Origin of the sequence: Candidatus Cardinium sp. cBcalN2 (genome assembly GCF_022810445.1) — a bacterium.
Classification (GTDB): domain Bacteria; phylum Bacteroidota; class Bacteroidia; order Cytophagales; family Amoebophilaceae; genus Cardinium.
Window position 1 is genome coordinate 1 of the sequence record NZ_JAACGD010000018.1, and the last position, 16,998, is coordinate 16,998.

Consider the following 16,998-nt stretch of genomic DNA (forward strand, 5'->3'; position numbering starts at 1 on the left):
AGCCCGCGCAGCGGGCGATTTCTGTTTTTCCTGCTGTAAACTGAGCTTTCAGCAGTTTTTCGCACAGGGCTTGATTTTTTGGTTACTTTTTTATCAAGAAAAAAGTAACAATAAAGATTCATTTTTTACCAGTGTCAGGAACAGATACTTCATTTTTTGTCCACTTTTTTATCAAAAAAAAAGTAGGATAAAAAGCCTTTTTTACCAATGTCGTGAACAGATACCTTTATTATTCTTTAAGATTCATGGATTTTTTCCATCCAATAACTACCCTATAAAAGATCGCTAAAATAGCTATGTGAAGCCATATATAAGCCCATCCTACACCTAAAAAAGCTAATTTAGATGGCCATAAAGGAATATGCCCCACCACTAAAGATGTAAGCAAAATCAGTAAAAAACCTTCTTTACGATAAGGTATTGGATAACACCTCTGACCCATATAATACCCTATCAGTGTCATAACAACTGCACCACTCATAGCAGCATATACACAACCCCAATGACCCAAACTTGGTATCCATACAAGCGCCATAGATCCAATCACTAAGCTGCCAAATGCACTAATCCAAACATTATATTGCGGTTGATTGCCTAGTTTAAATGAGGTACTAATGTTATAATAGACACCTAAAACAATATGCGTAAATGTTAGGTACGGTACGGTGTCAACCGTATGGCGGTAGTCTGCTTTCGGAATGAGCATTTTGGCTATCCAGCTTAAATTTAAACTAAAAATCAATAAGCAAAAACAAGATACAACTATAAATAGATGCATCGTTTGGCTATATAATCTTAGTGCTTCTTTTCGATCTGAGTTAGCAAAAAAGAAAGGTTCTGCAGCATGTTTAAAAGCCTGAATCCCTAGTGTTATACATACAGTTAGCTTACAAGAAGCACCAAAGTTGCCGAATATTTCCTCTTTTGTATGGGTACTATAAAAATTATTAGGAGTCAATTTCAGAAATAACCATAGTGGTAGTGTTTCATTAATTCTAAAAAATAGGGTTGTCAAAAAAGAAGTGGTTGCATACCTTCTTATGAGCTGAAGCGTATGGCTATGCCAAACTAAATAAAATCCTTTAAAATTTGGTAATAGAAAGGCTAAAGCAGTTAGATTAGACAATAAGTTGGCCATGAACACAGCATCTAATCCATTTAGAGTTACTTTTAGATTCAAGCAATTAGCTACTATACATTCTATTAATCTTAAACACAAAGGAAAGTAAAGCAGGATAGCAGAAAAAATAATGTTGGCAAAAGCTTGTAAAAATTTCACTGATAAAAAATAAAAAGTCTTTTTTTCTACACGTAGGTTCGCATAGGGAATCATCAGTAAGGTATCTAAAATAAGAATACCAGTCATATAGTAGAAATAACGTATATGGGCTAAATGGTTGGTTATCTTTGCGATCTGTGGTGTATAGATAATCAGGAGAGTGGAAAAAACAAGACTGGTAAGCAGTAATAGGGTTACAATTATATTGAAAGTATATTGTTTGCCTAATTTATGGACAAACCTAAAATAGGTCATATCCATTGCTAAGTCGTAGAAGACATGACCCAAAGCAAGGTAAGTCCCATAGAATTCTGTAACAATGCTATAAGTGCTGGGTGTTAGTCTATGGGTTTGAATCAGCAAGACTAGATACGAACATCCACGTACGATAATATTGCTTATGCTATATATAATAGTCTCTTTACCAAGTGTTTTGACCTTATTTTGCATCTATTATTAGCTATTCAATACCCGTATTTATTTAGACACTGAGGTTCACTTAAGCCAATTGCATATTGCTTTCATGTGATTACCCTGTTGCCTCTTTCATGCCAAGGTAGCAAGTTTTTCCCAGATTAGGTCCTTAAGGTGTAGTATACCCTCTCCCGTGCTAGCAGAGATGAGACAACAGGTGATTCCCTGCGGTAGGGTTTGTAACAAGGTTTTACGTGCTGTTTCATCTAATAAGTCTATTTTTGAAATAACCAATAGGCTGGGTTTGTCTAGTAATGACGGATTATGGGCTTCTAATTCGCCGCGCAACATTTCGTAACACTGATGGATATCATTAGACGTTGCACTAACCATAAATACTAAAACTGCATTGCGTTCGATATGGCGCAGGAAACGCGTACCTAACCCTTTTCCAGTGGCTGCTCCCTCTATAATCCCTGGAATATCTGCCATAACAAAAGAATAGTTCTCCCGATAAGCTACTACACCAAGATTGGGCACTAAAGTGGTAAAAGGATAACTATCAATCCGAGGCTTGGCTGCTGATACCACTGAAAGTAGCGTAGATTTACCCGCATTCGGTAGTCCTACAAGGCCTACATCGGCCAATAATTTCAATTCCAATATGGTCCAACCCTCTCTACCTGCCTCGCCTGGATAAGCGATACGGGGTGTTTGATGGGTAGGTGTCTTAAAATGGGTATTACCCCAGCCACCTTTTCCCCCTTGCATTAAGATATATTTCTTTTTGTCCTCCAACACCTCTAGTAATACTTGGTCATCATCTGCACCTTTGGCTACTGTACCCAATGGTACGTCTATGATAATATCTTTTCCACTTGCTCCTGTTTTACAGCTGTCTCCCCCTGGTTCTCCATTGGTTGCGATGATGTGTTTTCGGTATTTAAGATGGAGTAAGGTACCATACTGTTTAGCACCACGTAAAATGATATGCCCTCCTCGCCCTCCATCTCCTCCATCTGGGCCTCCCTTTGGGACAAACTTGGCACGTATGAAATGAATCAGACCAGCTCCTCCTTTGCCCGCGCGTAGGTAAAGCTTAACATGATCGATAAAGTTGGGTACGGACATGGTCGTTACAATATCAGTCTATCCATAATGGCTTCAATGGCTTGAGTTACCTGGTCTACATCTTGTAGCCCATTTACACAATGTAGTTTCTCTTGGGCCTTGTAATAGTTGAGAATAGGAAGTGTCTCTTCTTGATATATTTGCATACGTGTTTTGATTTTGCTATCATCTTGGTCATCAGATCTTGCTTCAATGGTTGCACGATGTTTAAGCCGTTTGAGTAAGTGTTCGCTGGATACATCTAAAAAGATGACACCATCTATTTTAGATTGGTATTCCGTTAAAAAATTATCTAAGAAAGTGGCCTGTGCCAGGGTTCTAGGAAAGCCATCAAATAACAACAAGCCATCAGTAGGTTGTGCTTCCACCAGCTGCGTTATCAATTGCAAAGATAGACTATCTGGTACCAATTGACCACTATTGATGTATGATTCAATCAATTTTTTGTTCGGCCCATTTTCTGCCATTTCTTGACGCAATAAAGCACCCAAAGCGATGGAAATAAAGCCATATTTTTGAATAAGCCGCTCAGCTTGTGTGCCCTTCCCCGAACCAGGAGGACCTACTAGAATGATATTAAACATAAATCACAATAAAGTTTTTTAACCCAATCTCACTAAAATAAGCACAATATTTGTTAGTGCATTAAAGGTGTTTCTTAAAAAGTTTGACGCAGTCAAGTACTAATTTACAAATGTATGTAAAATATTCGTAGTCCTACATTTCTATTATTTAAGATTATCTTATTAAGAGAGTTCGAACAAGATTGTTCTATTTTGGGTACTGGATACCGTTAAAGGAATTGGGTAATGCTGAACCATCTATTTTTCAATGAATCAAACAACCTTCCCTTCCATGCAACCGTAATAAATATAGATCTTGCTTAAGATGCTCCCGTTGTCTGAACATATACCTAGGTATTTTGTACTTTTATAGCTATGGAAACACCACGTTATACTCCTAATGACATACAGTACCTGCCTACGTTGCCAGGTATTTATTTATTCTATAACCAAAAAGAAGAGGTTATTTATGTAGGGAAAGCAAAAAATATAAAAAAACGGGTAAGTGATTATTTTACTGCTAGTAAGGTACATAACCTCAAAACAGCCCGTATGATTACGCACATTGCCTCTATTGCCTATACCGCTTTAAACTCCGAGTACGAAGCACTTCTTTTAGAAAACAATCTAATCAAAGCGCTTCAGCCACGATATAATATCTTACTTAAAGATGGTAAAACCTATCCCTATTTATGTATTACAAATGATCGATTTCCTAAAGTGCTCATCACACGTAAAACCATACCCCCTTTGGGGAAATACTACGGCCCCTTTACCAGTTCTTACATTATTAAACAAACCTTGGAGGTCATTAAAAAATTATTTACTTTCCGTACCTGTAACTACAACCTCTCGCAAGCAAATGTCACTAAAAATAAGTTTAAAGTTTGTTTAGACTACCATTTGGGCCATTGTAAAGGGCCTTGCCAGGCTTTACAAGACGAAACCAATTATCAAAAAGAGATAGACCAAATAGAGGCCTTGCTTAAAAATAATTTTGCTTCTGTAAGGAAAGTATTAAAGGAAAAAATGCTAGCTGCTGCACAACTACTTGATTACAAACAAGCACAACGTTTTAAGGAGAAGCTCATTATATTGGAGCAATACCAAGCCAAATCCTTAGTGATTAATCCACTAGTGGGAGATTTAGATGTAGTAGCCATTATTTCAGACGAAAATCATGCTTTTGTAGGCTATTTACATATCAAGCAGGGGGCTATTTCTTTTACCCAACATCGTGTACTAACCAAAAAATTGGAAGAAGAAGCCGCTGATCTATTGCCTTTAGTAGTCTGTTCGCTCCGCGATTGCAGTGATAGTACAGCTCCAGAAGTTTTAGTGAATCTGCCACTCAATCTAACGATAGGGCCCTTTTCTATCACGATGCCTAAAATTGGGGACAAACGGAAATTAGTAGAGTTGGCCCTGCAAAATGCTTTATTATGCAAGAAAGATTTTTTGCATCAAAAATCTAATTTTCAAGAAAAACCTAATTTAACACTTGTAAAATTACAACACGATTTAAAGTTAAAGGAAATCCCTTATTGGATAGAATGCTTTGACAATTCTAATGTACAAGGTGACCATCCTGTAGCTGCTATGGTTTGCTTTAAGGATGGTAAGCCCTCAAAAAAAGACTACCGCCACTATCATATTAAAACGGTCATAGGTCCCGATGATTTTGCTTCTATGTATGAAATCATCAAACGACGCTATAGCCCAAAAGGAGCAGAAGCATTGCCTCAGTTAATTGTAATAGATGGTGGCAAAGGACAACTCAATGCGGCGCTACGGGCCTTACAGGAATTAGGCCTATATGGCAAACTAGCCATTATTAGCATAGCCAAACGATTAGAGGAACTTTATTTTCCGAATGATCCTTTCCCTTTGTATTTGAATAAGCAGTCTCCTTCCCTTAAGCTGCTCCAGCAGATTAGAAATGAAGCGCATCGTTTTGCTATTACCTTTCACCGTAAACAACGTAGCAAAAAAACATTTCAACCTGCTTGGCATGATATTCCGGGCATTGGTCCTAAGACATTAGATAAATTAGTAGACCAATTGGGTAATTTTAAGACGATTCAAACCAGTTCTTTAGCCACATTGGCCGCAATAATTGGCCCATCAAAAGCTAAGTCTTTGCATGATTATTTTGTAATTCAAAAAGAGATTACTACTTAAAATAGCTCAAACAGATTACAAAGATGACAACCCTTCTTCGTGCTATAGTGGTTATACCTACTTATAATGAACAAGCCAATATTGAGCTCTTGTTAAGGGCTATTTTTGGGTTAAACATAGGGTTAAATGTGCTGGTAGTAGATGACCACTCCCCCGATGGAACAGGTGATGTGGTCATAAAACTACAAAAAGTTTATCCTGGTCAATTACATCTTTTAAGCCGACCTAAAAAAGAAGGATTGGGTCGTGCCTATTTGGCTGGATTTGGTTGGGCATTGCACTATTCGTATGATTATATTTGTAGTATGGATGGAGATTTTTCGCACGCCCCCGCTGATTTACCTAGGCTATTAACCATTTGCACAGAGCCTAGCGTCGATATGGTTATTGGCTCCCGTTACGTTAGCGGGGGCTCTGTGGTGAATTGGCCTTATACTAGAATCCTACTATCCCGTATGGCCAATTGGTTGTCACGCTTTATTACGGGCTTGCCGATTCAAGATACCACCGCTGGATTTGTGTGCTATCGGCATAGCTTACTAAAAAATATTTTGAATATAGCTTCTGTAGGGTACAGTTTTCAAATAGAGATAAAATTTTTAGCGCATCAACATGGAGCCAAAATGGTAGAAGTGCCGATTACTTTTACCAATAGAGTACGAGGGGTTTCCAAAATGAATTTAAAAATCGCAGGCGAAAGTTTTTTGAGACTGATAGATATGAAATGGCGCAATTGAAGTGAGTCTTAATCGGCCAAGCTATCCTTTTTGCTTTTCTAGCAAAAAATCGCTACCATTTGTTTTGCTTGTTTTTTTATTCACTTTATTATGACTGCTTTTATGATCTCCTTGAATATGCCGTTGTTTACGGTAGCGGTTTTTTTGTTGTTAACCTTAGCAGTAGGTATTTACTTTAGTCGAAAAGAGACTACTTTTCTAGAGCATGCTGTCGGTAATAAGCAATTCTCTACGGCAACTTTAGTTGCTACCGTCTTAGCTACTGCTTATAGTGGAGGTGGCTTACTACGTACGGTAGAGTCTGTTTATAATCTCGGCCTCTGGTGGATAACTATTACCCTTGTAACATGCTTTGATGCCTATATTATTGGGAAATTAGCTTTGCGTATGGGCCCATTTATGCAACACCTTTCTATGGCAGAAACGATAGGCACCATTTATGGTAAAAGCCCAAGAATTATGGTAGCCTTGGTTAGCCTTTGTGGTGCTATAATTGCGGTTACTATGCAAATCACTGCCATGTCTAAGGCTATTACTATGTGTATAGATACAGTTGACCCTAGCATAGCTGCTATTATTTCTACTTCAGTGCTTGTTTTTTATTCTACTTTTGGGGGCGTTCGTGCAGTTACCTATACAGATGTACTGCAGTTTATAACTTTTTCGATAATTATTCCTTTACTTGCTTGGTTTATGTTCGTTAAAACAGGTAAGTCAGCTGTAGAAATTATCTCATCTTTAGAGCTGCATACTACTAAATTTCAATTTAGTAGCTTGTTTAATTGTAATAAGAAGCTAATAAGTATGTTGTTATTGATTTTATCTTTCCTGATAGGCCGTATGTATCCATCTATTATCCAACGTGTCTACATGGCTTCTGGTCCGCTCCAGGCTCAAAAAGTTTTTACTTATGTGACTATTTGTAGTGCCATTATATGGAGCTTTATCATCTTGGTGGGTATATTCGCTTTTGCAGGCGCACCAAACTTAGTAGATGCAGAAATTTGGGCCTATATAGTAAATAGTATTCCTCCTATTTTTAAAGCTTTTCTTGCGGTTAGTTTATTAGCTATGGCAATGTCTACAGCTGATTCTAATTTGAATGTCTCTGCCGTTATAGCTATCCACGATATTCTAGACCATATACGAGGTTCCAAAAATACTGATCAAGCTAACCAGCTTCAATTAGCTAAATGGGCTACATTAGTAATAGGTTTATTATCCATGATGTTAACTTTTTACTGTAATGATTTACTGAGGTTAATGTACTGGGCCCTTAATTGCTATGTACCCATAGTAATTGCCCCTTTTATACTAGCTATTTTTGGATTTCGAGGTAGTGCTCGTACGGCCTTAATCGGTATGGTTGTAGGCGTGTTCACTATTTTAGCCTGGAACAAGTGGGTAGAACCTGCTACAGGTATGGATGGTTCTTTCCTGGCCATGCTAGCCAATGCTTTGGCCATGATGGTTGTCCACTATTGTTTTAAACAACCTAAAGGTATGGGTTGGATTAGGCCTCAGCCAGATGATGCTTTGCATCAGATACAGCAGGAAAAAGCCAGAAAGCGGGCAGAACGGCGAGAAAGCATTAAAAATAGTTTGATACATATCAACCAAACTTTAGCCAAGTTGCGGCCCAGTCATGCTACGTTAAGATCTATGGGGCTTTATGTGCTCATTAGTAATTTACTCACTTATTTTATAGCTTCTATCCCAGATCATGACTATTGGCTAATTCCTCAACTTTTACTAGGTGCTTGTTTTTTAGGCTACAGTACCTTTATCTCAGAAAATGTCAAAGCTATACCATCTTGGTTGATGGGGCTATTGTGGCTAATAGGATTACTATTTTGCCTTCCTATTAATGTGCTTTGGCATTGGTGGCATGGCACCCATCTGCTCTTAACCTTAGGCTTATCCTTGGCACATTTGACAGTAACTTTATTGATATGCCCTATATATTTGGGTATCGTTTTGTTGACCCTAACATTACTCACGGTAATCTACCTTAGTTTTGGCTATGCTACCAAGCCACTCGTTTTGGCTCCATCAGGTGTGACTTTGCTGCTGCTGCTTTGTTTGGTATTAGGCCTACTTATTTTTAGTATTTTTCTTTATCTCAAGGCTAAGAATAATTGTTACGTTAACCAAATCACCTACTTAAGAAGTCAAGAAAAGATTAGCGCATCTCGTAAATTAAAAGCATCTCTCTATGATTTGGCGATGGCCCCAATGGCTGGTAGCGCACCTAAAGGCAATGGTTCTATTTTAGTTCAAGTAGTCCGTAAGATGGAAGAATCTATTTCCTTTTTAGATGGCAATATGCCTTTGTATAAAGAAGATTTTCAGAGTATTATCAATAAACTTTATGATTGGATTACCTATTTTAATAGAAAAGAAAAGTCTAAAAACCATGCGCTATTGCAGCCTACTAAGATTAGCGTGGATAAATTGCTTCGTAAGGTAGAATATGCCCTTACCCAAGAGTTACCTGACCCTCCTAAACTCTTTATAGCACCCATAAAAGCGGCTAATGGGGAACCATTGTCCCATATTGTATGCGATATTTATCAAGTAGTGTACTTATTGGTCAAGGCTATTTTACGGGTTAGTAGTAGGGCAGAGGGTTCCGCTAGACCAGTTGTTAGGCTAGAATTGCATAACACTGCTTTGCAATTTAAGCAAGCAGATCTTATTGATAACACCTCTCCATCCTTTATCGATTTTCAAGCTACTGCACTCATAGTAAGCCAGTCTACAGTTGCTTCTGACATCCTTCCGAAGGTAAAGGAGGTCTATGGTGATCTCATAGATGGAATCGGCCCTCAGAGAGGCCACGATGCCCCCCCGTCAATAGATGTTGAGTGGGATACCATCGGGAGCATTGTGGCTGCCCATTATGGCTATTTACAAACCTCTTCGGAAGGTAGTGCAAAGGCTATCCTAGTTGTACTGCCTAGCGATGTTACGGCTATTCGTGATAAAATGACTGGTAAATTACCAATAGACTGCTTAGCCTTAGACGCCCCTGTTACCCCCAAGGAGCAGGCAGATTCCTTGATGGCACTAATGAGCTTTTACGACCATGTTTGTAAATCTTTGTGTGCGGAAGATCCTATTGATATGAAAACAATTTCAGGTTTACTGTTATTACTCCGCCAGCATTTTCGTTTTAAGCGTCATGTATCCGGCCAATTGTTTTATGTACGTTCAGTAGGAATTGCTGAAATAGTCCTAGAATGGGTTTTTCACTCCCCTAAAGTGGTCTATGCTTCTTTGCTTTATGAATTGGTGCGTCATACTTGTTTGCCTCTCTCTTATATCAAAGAACATTATAATTTAGGCGTTTATGCTTTTGTATCCAATGTCATAAAAATAGACCAACACCAAGATTTAGATCATCCTTCCTTGTTATATGTGGAGAATCGCCTGGAAAAAGCAATTAAAGAAGAGCATGTCCAGCTTTCTGTCCTTTTTATCAAGTTGGCTGAGCGGCTTTATGACTTACGTCATGCAGCAGGCTATAGGCATCTATCTGAGGTAGCCCATATGGCACAAGAAACGCTCACTATAGATCTTCAGATAGCCAATGCCTACTTAGGCTTAGAGATCGCCACCGTATTAGAAGCAGCAGCTCAACAGGCACTAGGGTTTTGTAAAAGTAAGGAGGCAAAACAAGATCAAGATGGTTAACCTTAATCCGGTAGTATCCATCCATTATTATTGTGATTGTGATAGCACCTCGCACAAAAAGCAAAAGTTTCCCTTACTCAGCCCCCTTCGTGGGCTTTAAATAAAATGATTTTCTACTCCGCTGAGAAACAGCTATTTTAAAGATAAAGACTACATTTTACGGAAAGTCCGCAATTGTTTATGGGCGGCCATCATACCTATAATATATTGAATATCAGGTTATTATATATTTATTCAGCGCTATAGCCGTAAGGCCAAAAACCGCCCCTTGTAAAATAGTTGCGATGAGCAATCACCTATTAGAGCTGCTTAGAAAAACAGCTTGTTTGAACCCGCTGAGCGGGTGAGTTCTGTTTTTCCAGCTCTAATAGGTGATTGCCGCAACTCTTTACACAGGGCTTGATTTTTTGCTTACTTTTTTATTAAGAAAAAAGTAAGATAAAAATTCCTTTTTCCTAGGACCACTATAGCCTTGAATGCATATATTTTATATACAACTTAGAAATAGCCTATCCTGAATAGGATATATTTTTAATAGCAAGTTTTTGATAAGAAAGAGAGGCACTAGATTGTTCAATTATAGATAGATTACAATGGATAGGTTGCGCAATAGCCTTTGGATCCGTTTCTACTACCAAGACCCAAGCACATTTCTTGGTTAATAATAAAACATCTTTAAGCTGTGTTCTACAGTCTAACCCATCATAATTTTGCCCCCATGCTAAAGGCATTGCCTTGGCGCCCTGTATTATAATGACTTAAACTTACATCAAACTACTCAGCTGAATAGATACTTATTTTTTTTCCTTAGCAAGCAGTTCTTTAATCTTACCAACAAATAAAAAATCTGCTAGCTCTATTAGCTTGGTATATAAAATATCCTTAGAGCTGCCTTCCCACATTTTTTTACCTTGGTGTAGGAACATGATAAAATCACCTAAAGATAGAATAGTATTCATATCGTGGGTTACTACTACTGTAGTCATTTTATACGTGTAGGTTACTTGGGCAATTAATTCATCTATTTTCAGTGCAGTTTGGGGGTCTAATCCTGAATTAGGTTCATCACAAAATAGGTATTTAGGCTGGTTAACAATAGCCCTAGCTATACCAGCTCGCTTTTTCATCCCACCACTTAACTCATTGGGCATTTTTTGGTGTGCATCTGGCAGGCCGACTTGTAAAAGACACTCATCCACACGATCTTTCTTTTCGGCTGGACTCATATTGGTCAGCACATCTAATGGGAAACGCACATTTTCGGCTATATTCTTCGAATCAAATAAAGCACCTCCTTGAAAGAGCATCCCCACTTCTCTCCTTATTTCGGTTTGTAATGGCTTATTGCCATAAACTAGGTTGCGGCCATCAAAAAGAGAAAAACCTTCGTCCGGTACTACTAAACCAAGTAAGCATTTGACTAGAAGGCTTTTGCCAGTACCACTCGCACCAATTACTAAGCTTATTTGCCCAGTCTTAAATAGACCAGTGATCCTATCTAGGACTATCTTTTGATTAAAAGATTTAGAAATATTCTCAAAGGCAATCATACAGCAGAGGCCAGTTTAAATACGATGACCAAGTAAAACATAAACTAGAAATAAGTCTGCTATCAGAATAGCAATACAACTATGGGTAACAGCCTTTGTGCTAGACTTGCCCACATCTAATGATCCTCCCCTTGTCAGAAACCCTTTGTAACAGGCAATGGAAGAGATAATAAAGCCATAGACCAATGATTTATAAAGCGCTACATGGATATCATATGGCTCAAATTCATTTCTTAATCCATTGATATAGGCTTGAGGAGGAATTGAGGTAAGCCATTTACAAGCAAGAAATCCACCATAAATAGAGAGAAACATCGCAATAATAACTAAAAATGGATACATAAAAATAGTGGCAATAATTTTAGGTAAAACCAAATAGTTATTAGCATTTACGCCCATAATCTCCAATGCATCTATCTGCTCAGTGATTCTCATAGAGCCCAGTTCACTAGCTATACTAGAACCTATTTTCCCAGTAAAAACAATACCAATGACCGTTGGAGCCAATTCAGATATGGTCATATTGCGCACAGCAATACCTACAAAATCTTTGGTTATAAATGGACTTTTTAGTTGGGAGGCTAGCTGGATACAGGTGGCCCCTCCCATAAAAATAGAAATAATACAAATAATAAAAAGAGAGTCAACCCCTATTTGCATACACTCTTTAGCAACTCGAGACAAAAACATGCGATATGGAACAGGGTTGCCAAACATGGCACTTAAAAAAAGTGCATATTTCCCTAATGCTTTTATCATAGCTTATAAGCTTACCGTAGAACCCAACTAACTAAGATTAACTAAATAACATTCTAGCTAATATAGATAAAAATCAGATAGTAATCAATTTATACATATATCTATTTACCGAATGGCCTGAAAATGTATGCTATCCAGGCGCTTAGAAGGCCCCTGCTAAAATATATAAATCTTAAGTTGACACCATTATATCAACAGATACCGCCGAAGTCTATGCTCTGGTTTCAACCTGTTTTTTGATTAGCTCAATGTCGGTTAACCTTGCTGCTTTAGTAAATAGTTGGGTCGTACCATTACGCGTCATTTGATCCGCTTGTACAGGTTTCAGGCCAAATCTACCCGCCATGCCTCCATTTATGGCAGCTAAAAGTTGATAATGCCCCGTATGAATGAGTACGTTGATAACCTCATCTTGGGTTAGGCTTGGACAGCGCATGAGAATGATATAGGCATCAATTAAAAGACTCATCAAACCAGTTCGATCCTTTCCACTTTTACAATTAAATAAAACAGCAGGAATAATCTTATCATGATTTAATGACCCCATAAAAGCTATAAAAGCAATATATATGGCGCAAGTAGTGGCATTCGGATTACCGCTTATAAGCGCTTTGCTTTGTTTTAGGTTATGCCAAGTAGCAGATCCTTTAACACGTTTTTCTAATGCTATTAATAGCTCAAAAAAACGTTTGTCTTTTGGGTTCTTGATATGCTTTATTTTTTGATCTCTAGATTCTTTTGAGTTTTTATTCAAAAATTTAATTGATTTGCTAAAAAAGGTCTTATCCTTTAGCTCATTTGTAAATAATTCACATAAAATGGGATACTGCTTTTCATAGAAACTGACGATATAACCCACTAACTGAATGTATTTGTCATAAACATTAGACGATGTTCCGATGCCATTTATTGATAAATTCATCAGTCGATCAGCACCTACTATCTCTGTTGTATCCTGTACAATCTTTTTTTCCTGTAGGTTGTCAAAACCTGGGCACATTCATGTTATAATTTAAAGATATTACTTCTACATTTTTGTCTTTTTGTTGTACCTGATTCCAATTATCTTTAGTAATCTGCCAGTCAGCACGCCTACTGTTTTGATCTTTGTATTGAATAGGCGAAGCCAATGATCCACTATGGTAATAGATGGCTAATAGTTTCTTTTGATGATTTTTGTCATATTTCCAGAGGCTTTTTTGATACGCATTTCTAAGCCCTGGAATTTTTCGAAGTTGGGTTGGTATATAGTGGTTACCATCTAAAAATTTATTTACATAGGCATTCAGGAACATTGTTTCCAATGGATCTAAATAGCTATACCAGGCTTGTTTTTTCCTGTTTATATAGTCATTTTTCTGTTGGTCTGTTAGTTTGAATGCCTGTTTATCTTCTAGTGCAAATTTCTGGTTTTGTATCGTAAAGATGGTAGTAACGTTATAATGGGTATCATCTAATCCAACATAGTTTTCTGCCAATCTTAATTTTTCGTTTATGACATTCAAAGTTTTATCGTTAAACAATCTTTTTTGTAAGTGTAATACAACTGCTTGATTTATTTTTTTTATCGTATTGATCCAGAATTCTTCTGTTTGCTCTGAACAATCAGAATAATATTTCATAAACTCATGCGCTTTGTGTTCAAATACGGCACTACCCTGGCCATATAGTGTACAAATCTTTGCTGCCGCACGATATATATTTAGCCCTTGAACCACATAGTCTTCTGGGGTGTATAAGCTGATACTACTATGACTAATGTTACCTACCACGCGCGTTAATCTATTCCCTTTAACATCCCATATAATATTTCTTCGTGCATCAGCTTCTTCACGCATCTGCTTAATCAAGCGTTCAAAATCGAAAATCAGATTATTTTTTGCTTGATCAGATGGATGTAATCGAGGTTCTATAGCAGGCATTTGCACATTATCATTACTTTGATAATCAGCATTACACGCCACATTAGCTTGCGTATTATCTGCCTTATTAAGCGCATAACCAGTTTTAGGAGGCCTATTAAAATCAGGATCAAAATGAAACTTAGCATCAAATTCAGCATACCAATCAGCATCCTTATTGGGCTTATAAAGCGCATTTTCTTTTGATTGACCCTCTAAGGGTAACTGTTTATCAGATGCTTGGTAGGTTATAGATATTGGTGCATGTTTAGGATGGTTCTTACACCAGGTCAAGGCTTGCAACCATAGTATCAAAAAAAAGAACTTAGGAGCTTGTTTCGCGTAGGGCATTTTGGCTTTTGTAAAGTATAGTATAGAAGATAGGCATCTACGGTTTAAATGCTTCTATAAAATTTAACAACTTTATTGATTTTAAAATAAAAATACAAAAATATATAGGCTGGTTTTTATTAATTATATAATTAAATTTGTCTATAATACTTTTCTTTTGTACCATGATCTAGCCAATCCTACCTTTTCTATTTTTTATTTTGATCCTTCCAGTATCATTTTGATTATTTGTTACCTTATGTCATTTAAAATTGTATCACCTTATGAACCTGCAGGCGATCAGCCAAAAGCGATTCTAGAACTAGTAGAAAATATCAAACGTGGTCTATTTAGCCAAGTGCTTATGGGGGTTACAGGATCTGGTAAAACCTTTACTATAGCCAATACAATTGAGGCGTTAAATAGACCTACACTAGTCATCAGCCATAACAAAACATTAGCGGCACAACTATATAGCGAGTTGCGTGCCTTTTTTCCCCACAACGCGGTTGAATATTTTGTCTCTTACTATGATTACTATCAACCAGAAGTCTATTTACCAGCCAGTGACATTTATATAGAAAAAGAATTGGCCATTAATGATGAATTAGAACGGTTGCGTCTGAGTACCGTTTCTGCTTTGTTAAGCGACCGAAGAGATGTGATTGTAGTAGCCTCTGTCTCCTGTATTTATGGGCTTGGTAAGCCAGCATCTTTCAAGCAAAATAGCCATTTATTCCGTGTAGGTTGCCAATTATCGCGTAATGATCTGTTGAAATATTTTGTCGATATGCTCTACAGTCGTGATGATAGTGCATTTACACGAGGCCGTTTTCGCGTAATGGGAGATACGATTGATCTATTTGTGGCTTATGCCAACTATGCCTATCGTTTTGTCTTTTGGGGAGATGAATTGGAAGCCATCTATGTCATAGATCCTGCTTCTGGTAGAAAAATAAAAACGCTTCAAGAAGCCTTTATCTTTCCTGCCAACCTCTTTGTGATGAGTAAAGATGTATTAGATCATGCCGTCAGACAGATTCAACAAGATCTTGGTATACAGTTAGCTTATTTCAATCAAATTGGTAAGCATGAAGAAGCCAAGCGGCTACAAGAAAGAACAGAACTGGATTTAGAAATGCTGCGAGAACTAGGCTATTGTACCGGTATTGAAAACTACTCACGTTATATAGATGGCAGGTCCGTTGGAGAGCGTCCTTTCTGTTTGCTAGACTACTTTCCTAACGACTACTTAATGGTTATTGACGAAAGCCATGTGACCATTCCTCAATTCAGGGCCATGTCAGGAGGGGATAGAGCTAGAAAAATAAACTTAGTAGAATATGGTTTTAGGCTGCCATCTGCTATGGATAATCGCCCATTAAACTTTGGTGAGTTTGAAGAAATGATCAACCAAGTTATTTTTGTTAGTGCAACACCTTCTGATTATGAGTTAGAAAATTCTAGTGGTATCGTTATAGAGCAAATTATACGTCCAACCGGGTTACTCGATCCAGAAGTAGAGATACGTCCTACGCTCCATCAAATGTATGATATTTTAGAAGAGATTCAACAGGTAGTAAAAAAAGAGGAAAGGGTATTAATTACTACCCTTACCAAACGTATGGCAGAAGAACTTACCGATTATTTAGTGCATGCTAACATTCGTTGCAGATACATTCACTCTGAAGTTAAAACACTAGATCGTGTTGCCCTATTACATGCACTACGTAATGGTGTATTTGATGTGCTAGTAGGTGTAAATTTACTAAGAGAAGGGTTAGATCTGCCACAGGTCTCTTTAATGATTATTTTAGATGCCGATAAAGAAGGCTTTTTGCGTAATGCGCGATCGCTTATTCAAACCATAGGGAGGGTAGCACGCCATGCAGAAGGACGTGTGATTATGTATGCAGATAGGATTACTACCTCCATGGAGCAAGCCATTAGTGAGACACAACGTAGACGTGATTTACAAATGGCTTATAATCAGCAAAATCATATTACCCCTATTTCTGTACACCCAAAACACACCAGTACAGATTTGGCCGATGAAAGGGGCCATTCTTTTCGGAAAATAGCTGATGATGATAGGGTAGGGGGTAGGGTTGCTGCTGATAGTGATCTGTCTTATGGTCATCAAGAAACGATTGAACAGCGTATTAAACTATTGGAGGATCAAATGTACCAAGCTGCAGAAGCACTCCAATTTTTGGAAGCAGACCGGCTCAAAGAGACTATAGAAGGTCTAAGGAAACAGAGTAATTCGTAGTATTTGCTCAGGACCATAGCATCTGCCTTTTGGGCTTCCCTCTTAATTGTTTTTTTATGTGTCCGTTCACCCAATGGCGTCAACTTAAGGGATGGTTAATTATTTTTATTTGATTATAAGGTTTTTTTATCTTACTTTTGACTTGATAAAAAAGTAAGCAAAAAATCAAGCCCTCGCATTAGATT

At 37.7% G+C, this 16,998-nt stretch carries 12 protein-coding genes; 4 read left to right on the top strand and 8 right to left on the bottom strand.

Annotated features, from left to right (window positions below):
- Window positions 1-229: 229 nt before the first annotated feature.
- The 3 genes from MUW74_RS00650 to MUW74_RS00660 form a co-directional block, all read right to left on the bottom strand.
- On the bottom strand, window positions 230-1,729 hold the full coding sequence (locus tag MUW74_RS00650) for a lipopolysaccharide biosynthesis protein (RefSeq protein ID WP_243517119.1): 1,500 nt from the start codon (window positions 1,727-1,729) through the stop codon (window positions 230-232).
- A 96-nt stretch (window positions 1,730-1,825) separates the two neighbouring features.
- A complete protein-coding gene (gene obgE / locus MUW74_RS00655; RefSeq protein WP_243517120.1) occupies window positions 1,826-2,824 on the bottom strand; it encodes a GTPase ObgE in 999 nt (332 codons plus the stop codon).
- A 5-nt stretch (window positions 2,825-2,829) separates the two neighbouring features.
- Window positions 2,830-3,408, bottom strand: a complete 579-nt coding sequence (locus MUW74_RS00660; protein ID WP_243517122.1) for an adenylate kinase — start codon at window positions 3,406-3,408, stop codon at window positions 2,830-2,832.
- Window positions 3,409-3,762: 354 nt separating this feature from the next.
- Here MUW74_RS00660 and uvrC point away from each other — a divergent pair, with 354 nt between their 5' ends.
- The 3 genes from uvrC (at window position 3,763) to MUW74_RS00675 (ending at window position 10,001) form a co-directional block, all read left to right on the top strand.
- Entirely contained in the window at window positions 3,763-5,568 is a 1,806-nt protein-coding gene (gene uvrC, locus MUW74_RS00665) for an excinuclease ABC subunit UvrC (RefSeq protein WP_243517123.1), read from the top strand.
- Window positions 5,569-5,591: 23 nt separating this feature from the next.
- Window positions 5,592-6,305: a polyprenol monophosphomannose synthase gene (locus MUW74_RS00670; protein WP_243517124.1), complete on the top strand. Its 714-nt coding sequence runs from the start codon at window positions 5,592-5,594 to the stop codon at window positions 6,303-6,305.
- A gap of 102 nt (window positions 6,306-6,407) precedes the next feature.
- Window positions 6,408-10,001 (top strand): sodium:solute symporter family protein, encoded by a 3,594-nt coding sequence (locus tag MUW74_RS00675; protein WP_243517125.1) that lies wholly within the window; start codon window positions 6,408-6,410, stop codon window positions 9,999-10,001.
- 509 nt (window positions 10,002-10,510) lie between these two features.
- On the opposite strand, the gene MUW74_RS00680 is transcribed toward MUW74_RS00675, so the two are convergent.
- The 5 genes from MUW74_RS00680 to MUW74_RS00700 all read right to left on the bottom strand — a co-directional run bounded on the left by MUW74_RS00680 (window position 10,511) and on the right by MUW74_RS00700 (window position 14,562).
- Window positions 10,511-10,732: a hypothetical protein gene (locus MUW74_RS00680; RefSeq protein ID WP_243517126.1), complete on the bottom strand. Its 222-nt coding sequence runs from the start codon at window positions 10,730-10,732 to the stop codon at window positions 10,511-10,513.
- Between the two features lie 63 nt (window positions 10,733-10,795).
- The gene (locus tag MUW74_RS00685) at window positions 10,796-11,551 is read right to left on the bottom strand and encodes an ABC transporter ATP-binding protein (protein ID WP_243517127.1); all 756 of its coding nucleotides are present in this window, start codon (window positions 11,549-11,551) and stop codon (window positions 10,796-10,798) included.
- A gap of 15 nt (window positions 11,552-11,566) precedes the next feature.
- A complete protein-coding gene (locus MUW74_RS00690; RefSeq protein WP_243018648.1) occupies window positions 11,567-12,310 on the bottom strand; it encodes an ABC transporter permease in 744 nt (247 codons plus the stop codon).
- A gap of 211 nt (window positions 12,311-12,521) precedes the next feature.
- Complete coding sequence (locus tag MUW74_RS00695) at window positions 12,522-13,310, bottom strand: tyrosine-protein phosphatase (protein WP_243517128.1); 789 nt, start codon at window positions 13,308-13,310, stop codon at window positions 12,522-12,524.
- The gene (locus MUW74_RS00700; RefSeq protein WP_243517131.1) at window positions 13,294-14,562 is read right to left on the bottom strand and encodes a hypothetical protein; all 1,269 of its coding nucleotides are present in this window, start codon (window positions 14,560-14,562) and stop codon (window positions 13,294-13,296) included. The genes MUW74_RS00695 and MUW74_RS00700 overlap by 17 nt, the downstream gene beginning before the upstream one ends.
- 238 nt (window positions 14,563-14,800) lie before the next feature.
- Here MUW74_RS00700 and uvrB point away from each other — a divergent pair, with 238 nt between their 5' ends.
- The gene (gene uvrB / locus MUW74_RS00705) at window positions 14,801-16,813 is read left to right on the top strand and encodes an excinuclease ABC subunit UvrB (protein ID WP_243517136.1); all 2,013 of its coding nucleotides are present in this window, start codon (window positions 14,801-14,803) and stop codon (window positions 16,811-16,813) included.
- Window positions 16,814-16,998 lie beyond the last annotated feature (185 nt).

Bases quoted from the DNA above. Each gene is read 5' to 3' on its own strand.
- MUW74_RS00680 (WP_243517126.1), bottom strand. From the start codon at position 10,732: ATGCCTTTAGCATGGGGGCAAAATTATGATGGGTTAGACTGTAGAACA.
- MUW74_RS00650 (WP_243517119.1), bottom strand. From the start codon at position 1,729: ATGCAAAATAAGGTCAAAACACTTGGTAAAGAGACTATTATATATAGC.
- MUW74_RS00695 (WP_243517128.1), bottom strand. From the start codon at position 13,310: ATGTGCCCAGGTTTTGACAACCTACAGGAAAAAAAGATTGTACAGGAT.
- obgE (WP_243517120.1), bottom strand. From the start codon at position 2,824: ATGTCCGTACCCAACTTTATCGATCATGTTAAGCTTTACCTACGCGCG.
- uvrC (WP_243517123.1), top strand. From the start codon at position 3,763: ATGGAAACACCACGTTATACTCCTAATGACATACAGTACCTGCCTACG.
- MUW74_RS00685 (WP_243517127.1), bottom strand. From the start codon at position 11,551: ATGATTGCCTTTGAGAATATTTCTAAATCTTTTAATCAAAAGATAGTC.
- MUW74_RS00690 (WP_243018648.1), bottom strand. From the start codon at position 12,310: ATGATAAAAGCATTAGGGAAATATGCACTTTTTTTAAGTGCCATGTTT.
- MUW74_RS00660 (WP_243517122.1), bottom strand. From the start codon at position 3,408: ATGTTTAATATCATTCTAGTAGGTCCTCCTGGTTCGGGGAAGGGCACA.
- uvrB (WP_243517136.1), top strand. From the start codon at position 14,801: ATGTCATTTAAAATTGTATCACCTTATGAACCTGCAGGCGATCAGCCA.
- MUW74_RS00675 (WP_243517125.1), top strand. From the start codon at position 6,408: ATGATCTCCTTGAATATGCCGTTGTTTACGGTAGCGGTTTTTTTGTTG.
- MUW74_RS00700 (WP_243517131.1), bottom strand. From the start codon at position 14,562: ATGCCCTACGCGAAACAAGCTCCTAAGTTCTTTTTTTTGATACTATGG.
- MUW74_RS00670 (WP_243517124.1), top strand. From the start codon at position 5,592: ATGACAACCCTTCTTCGTGCTATAGTGGTTATACCTACTTATAATGAA.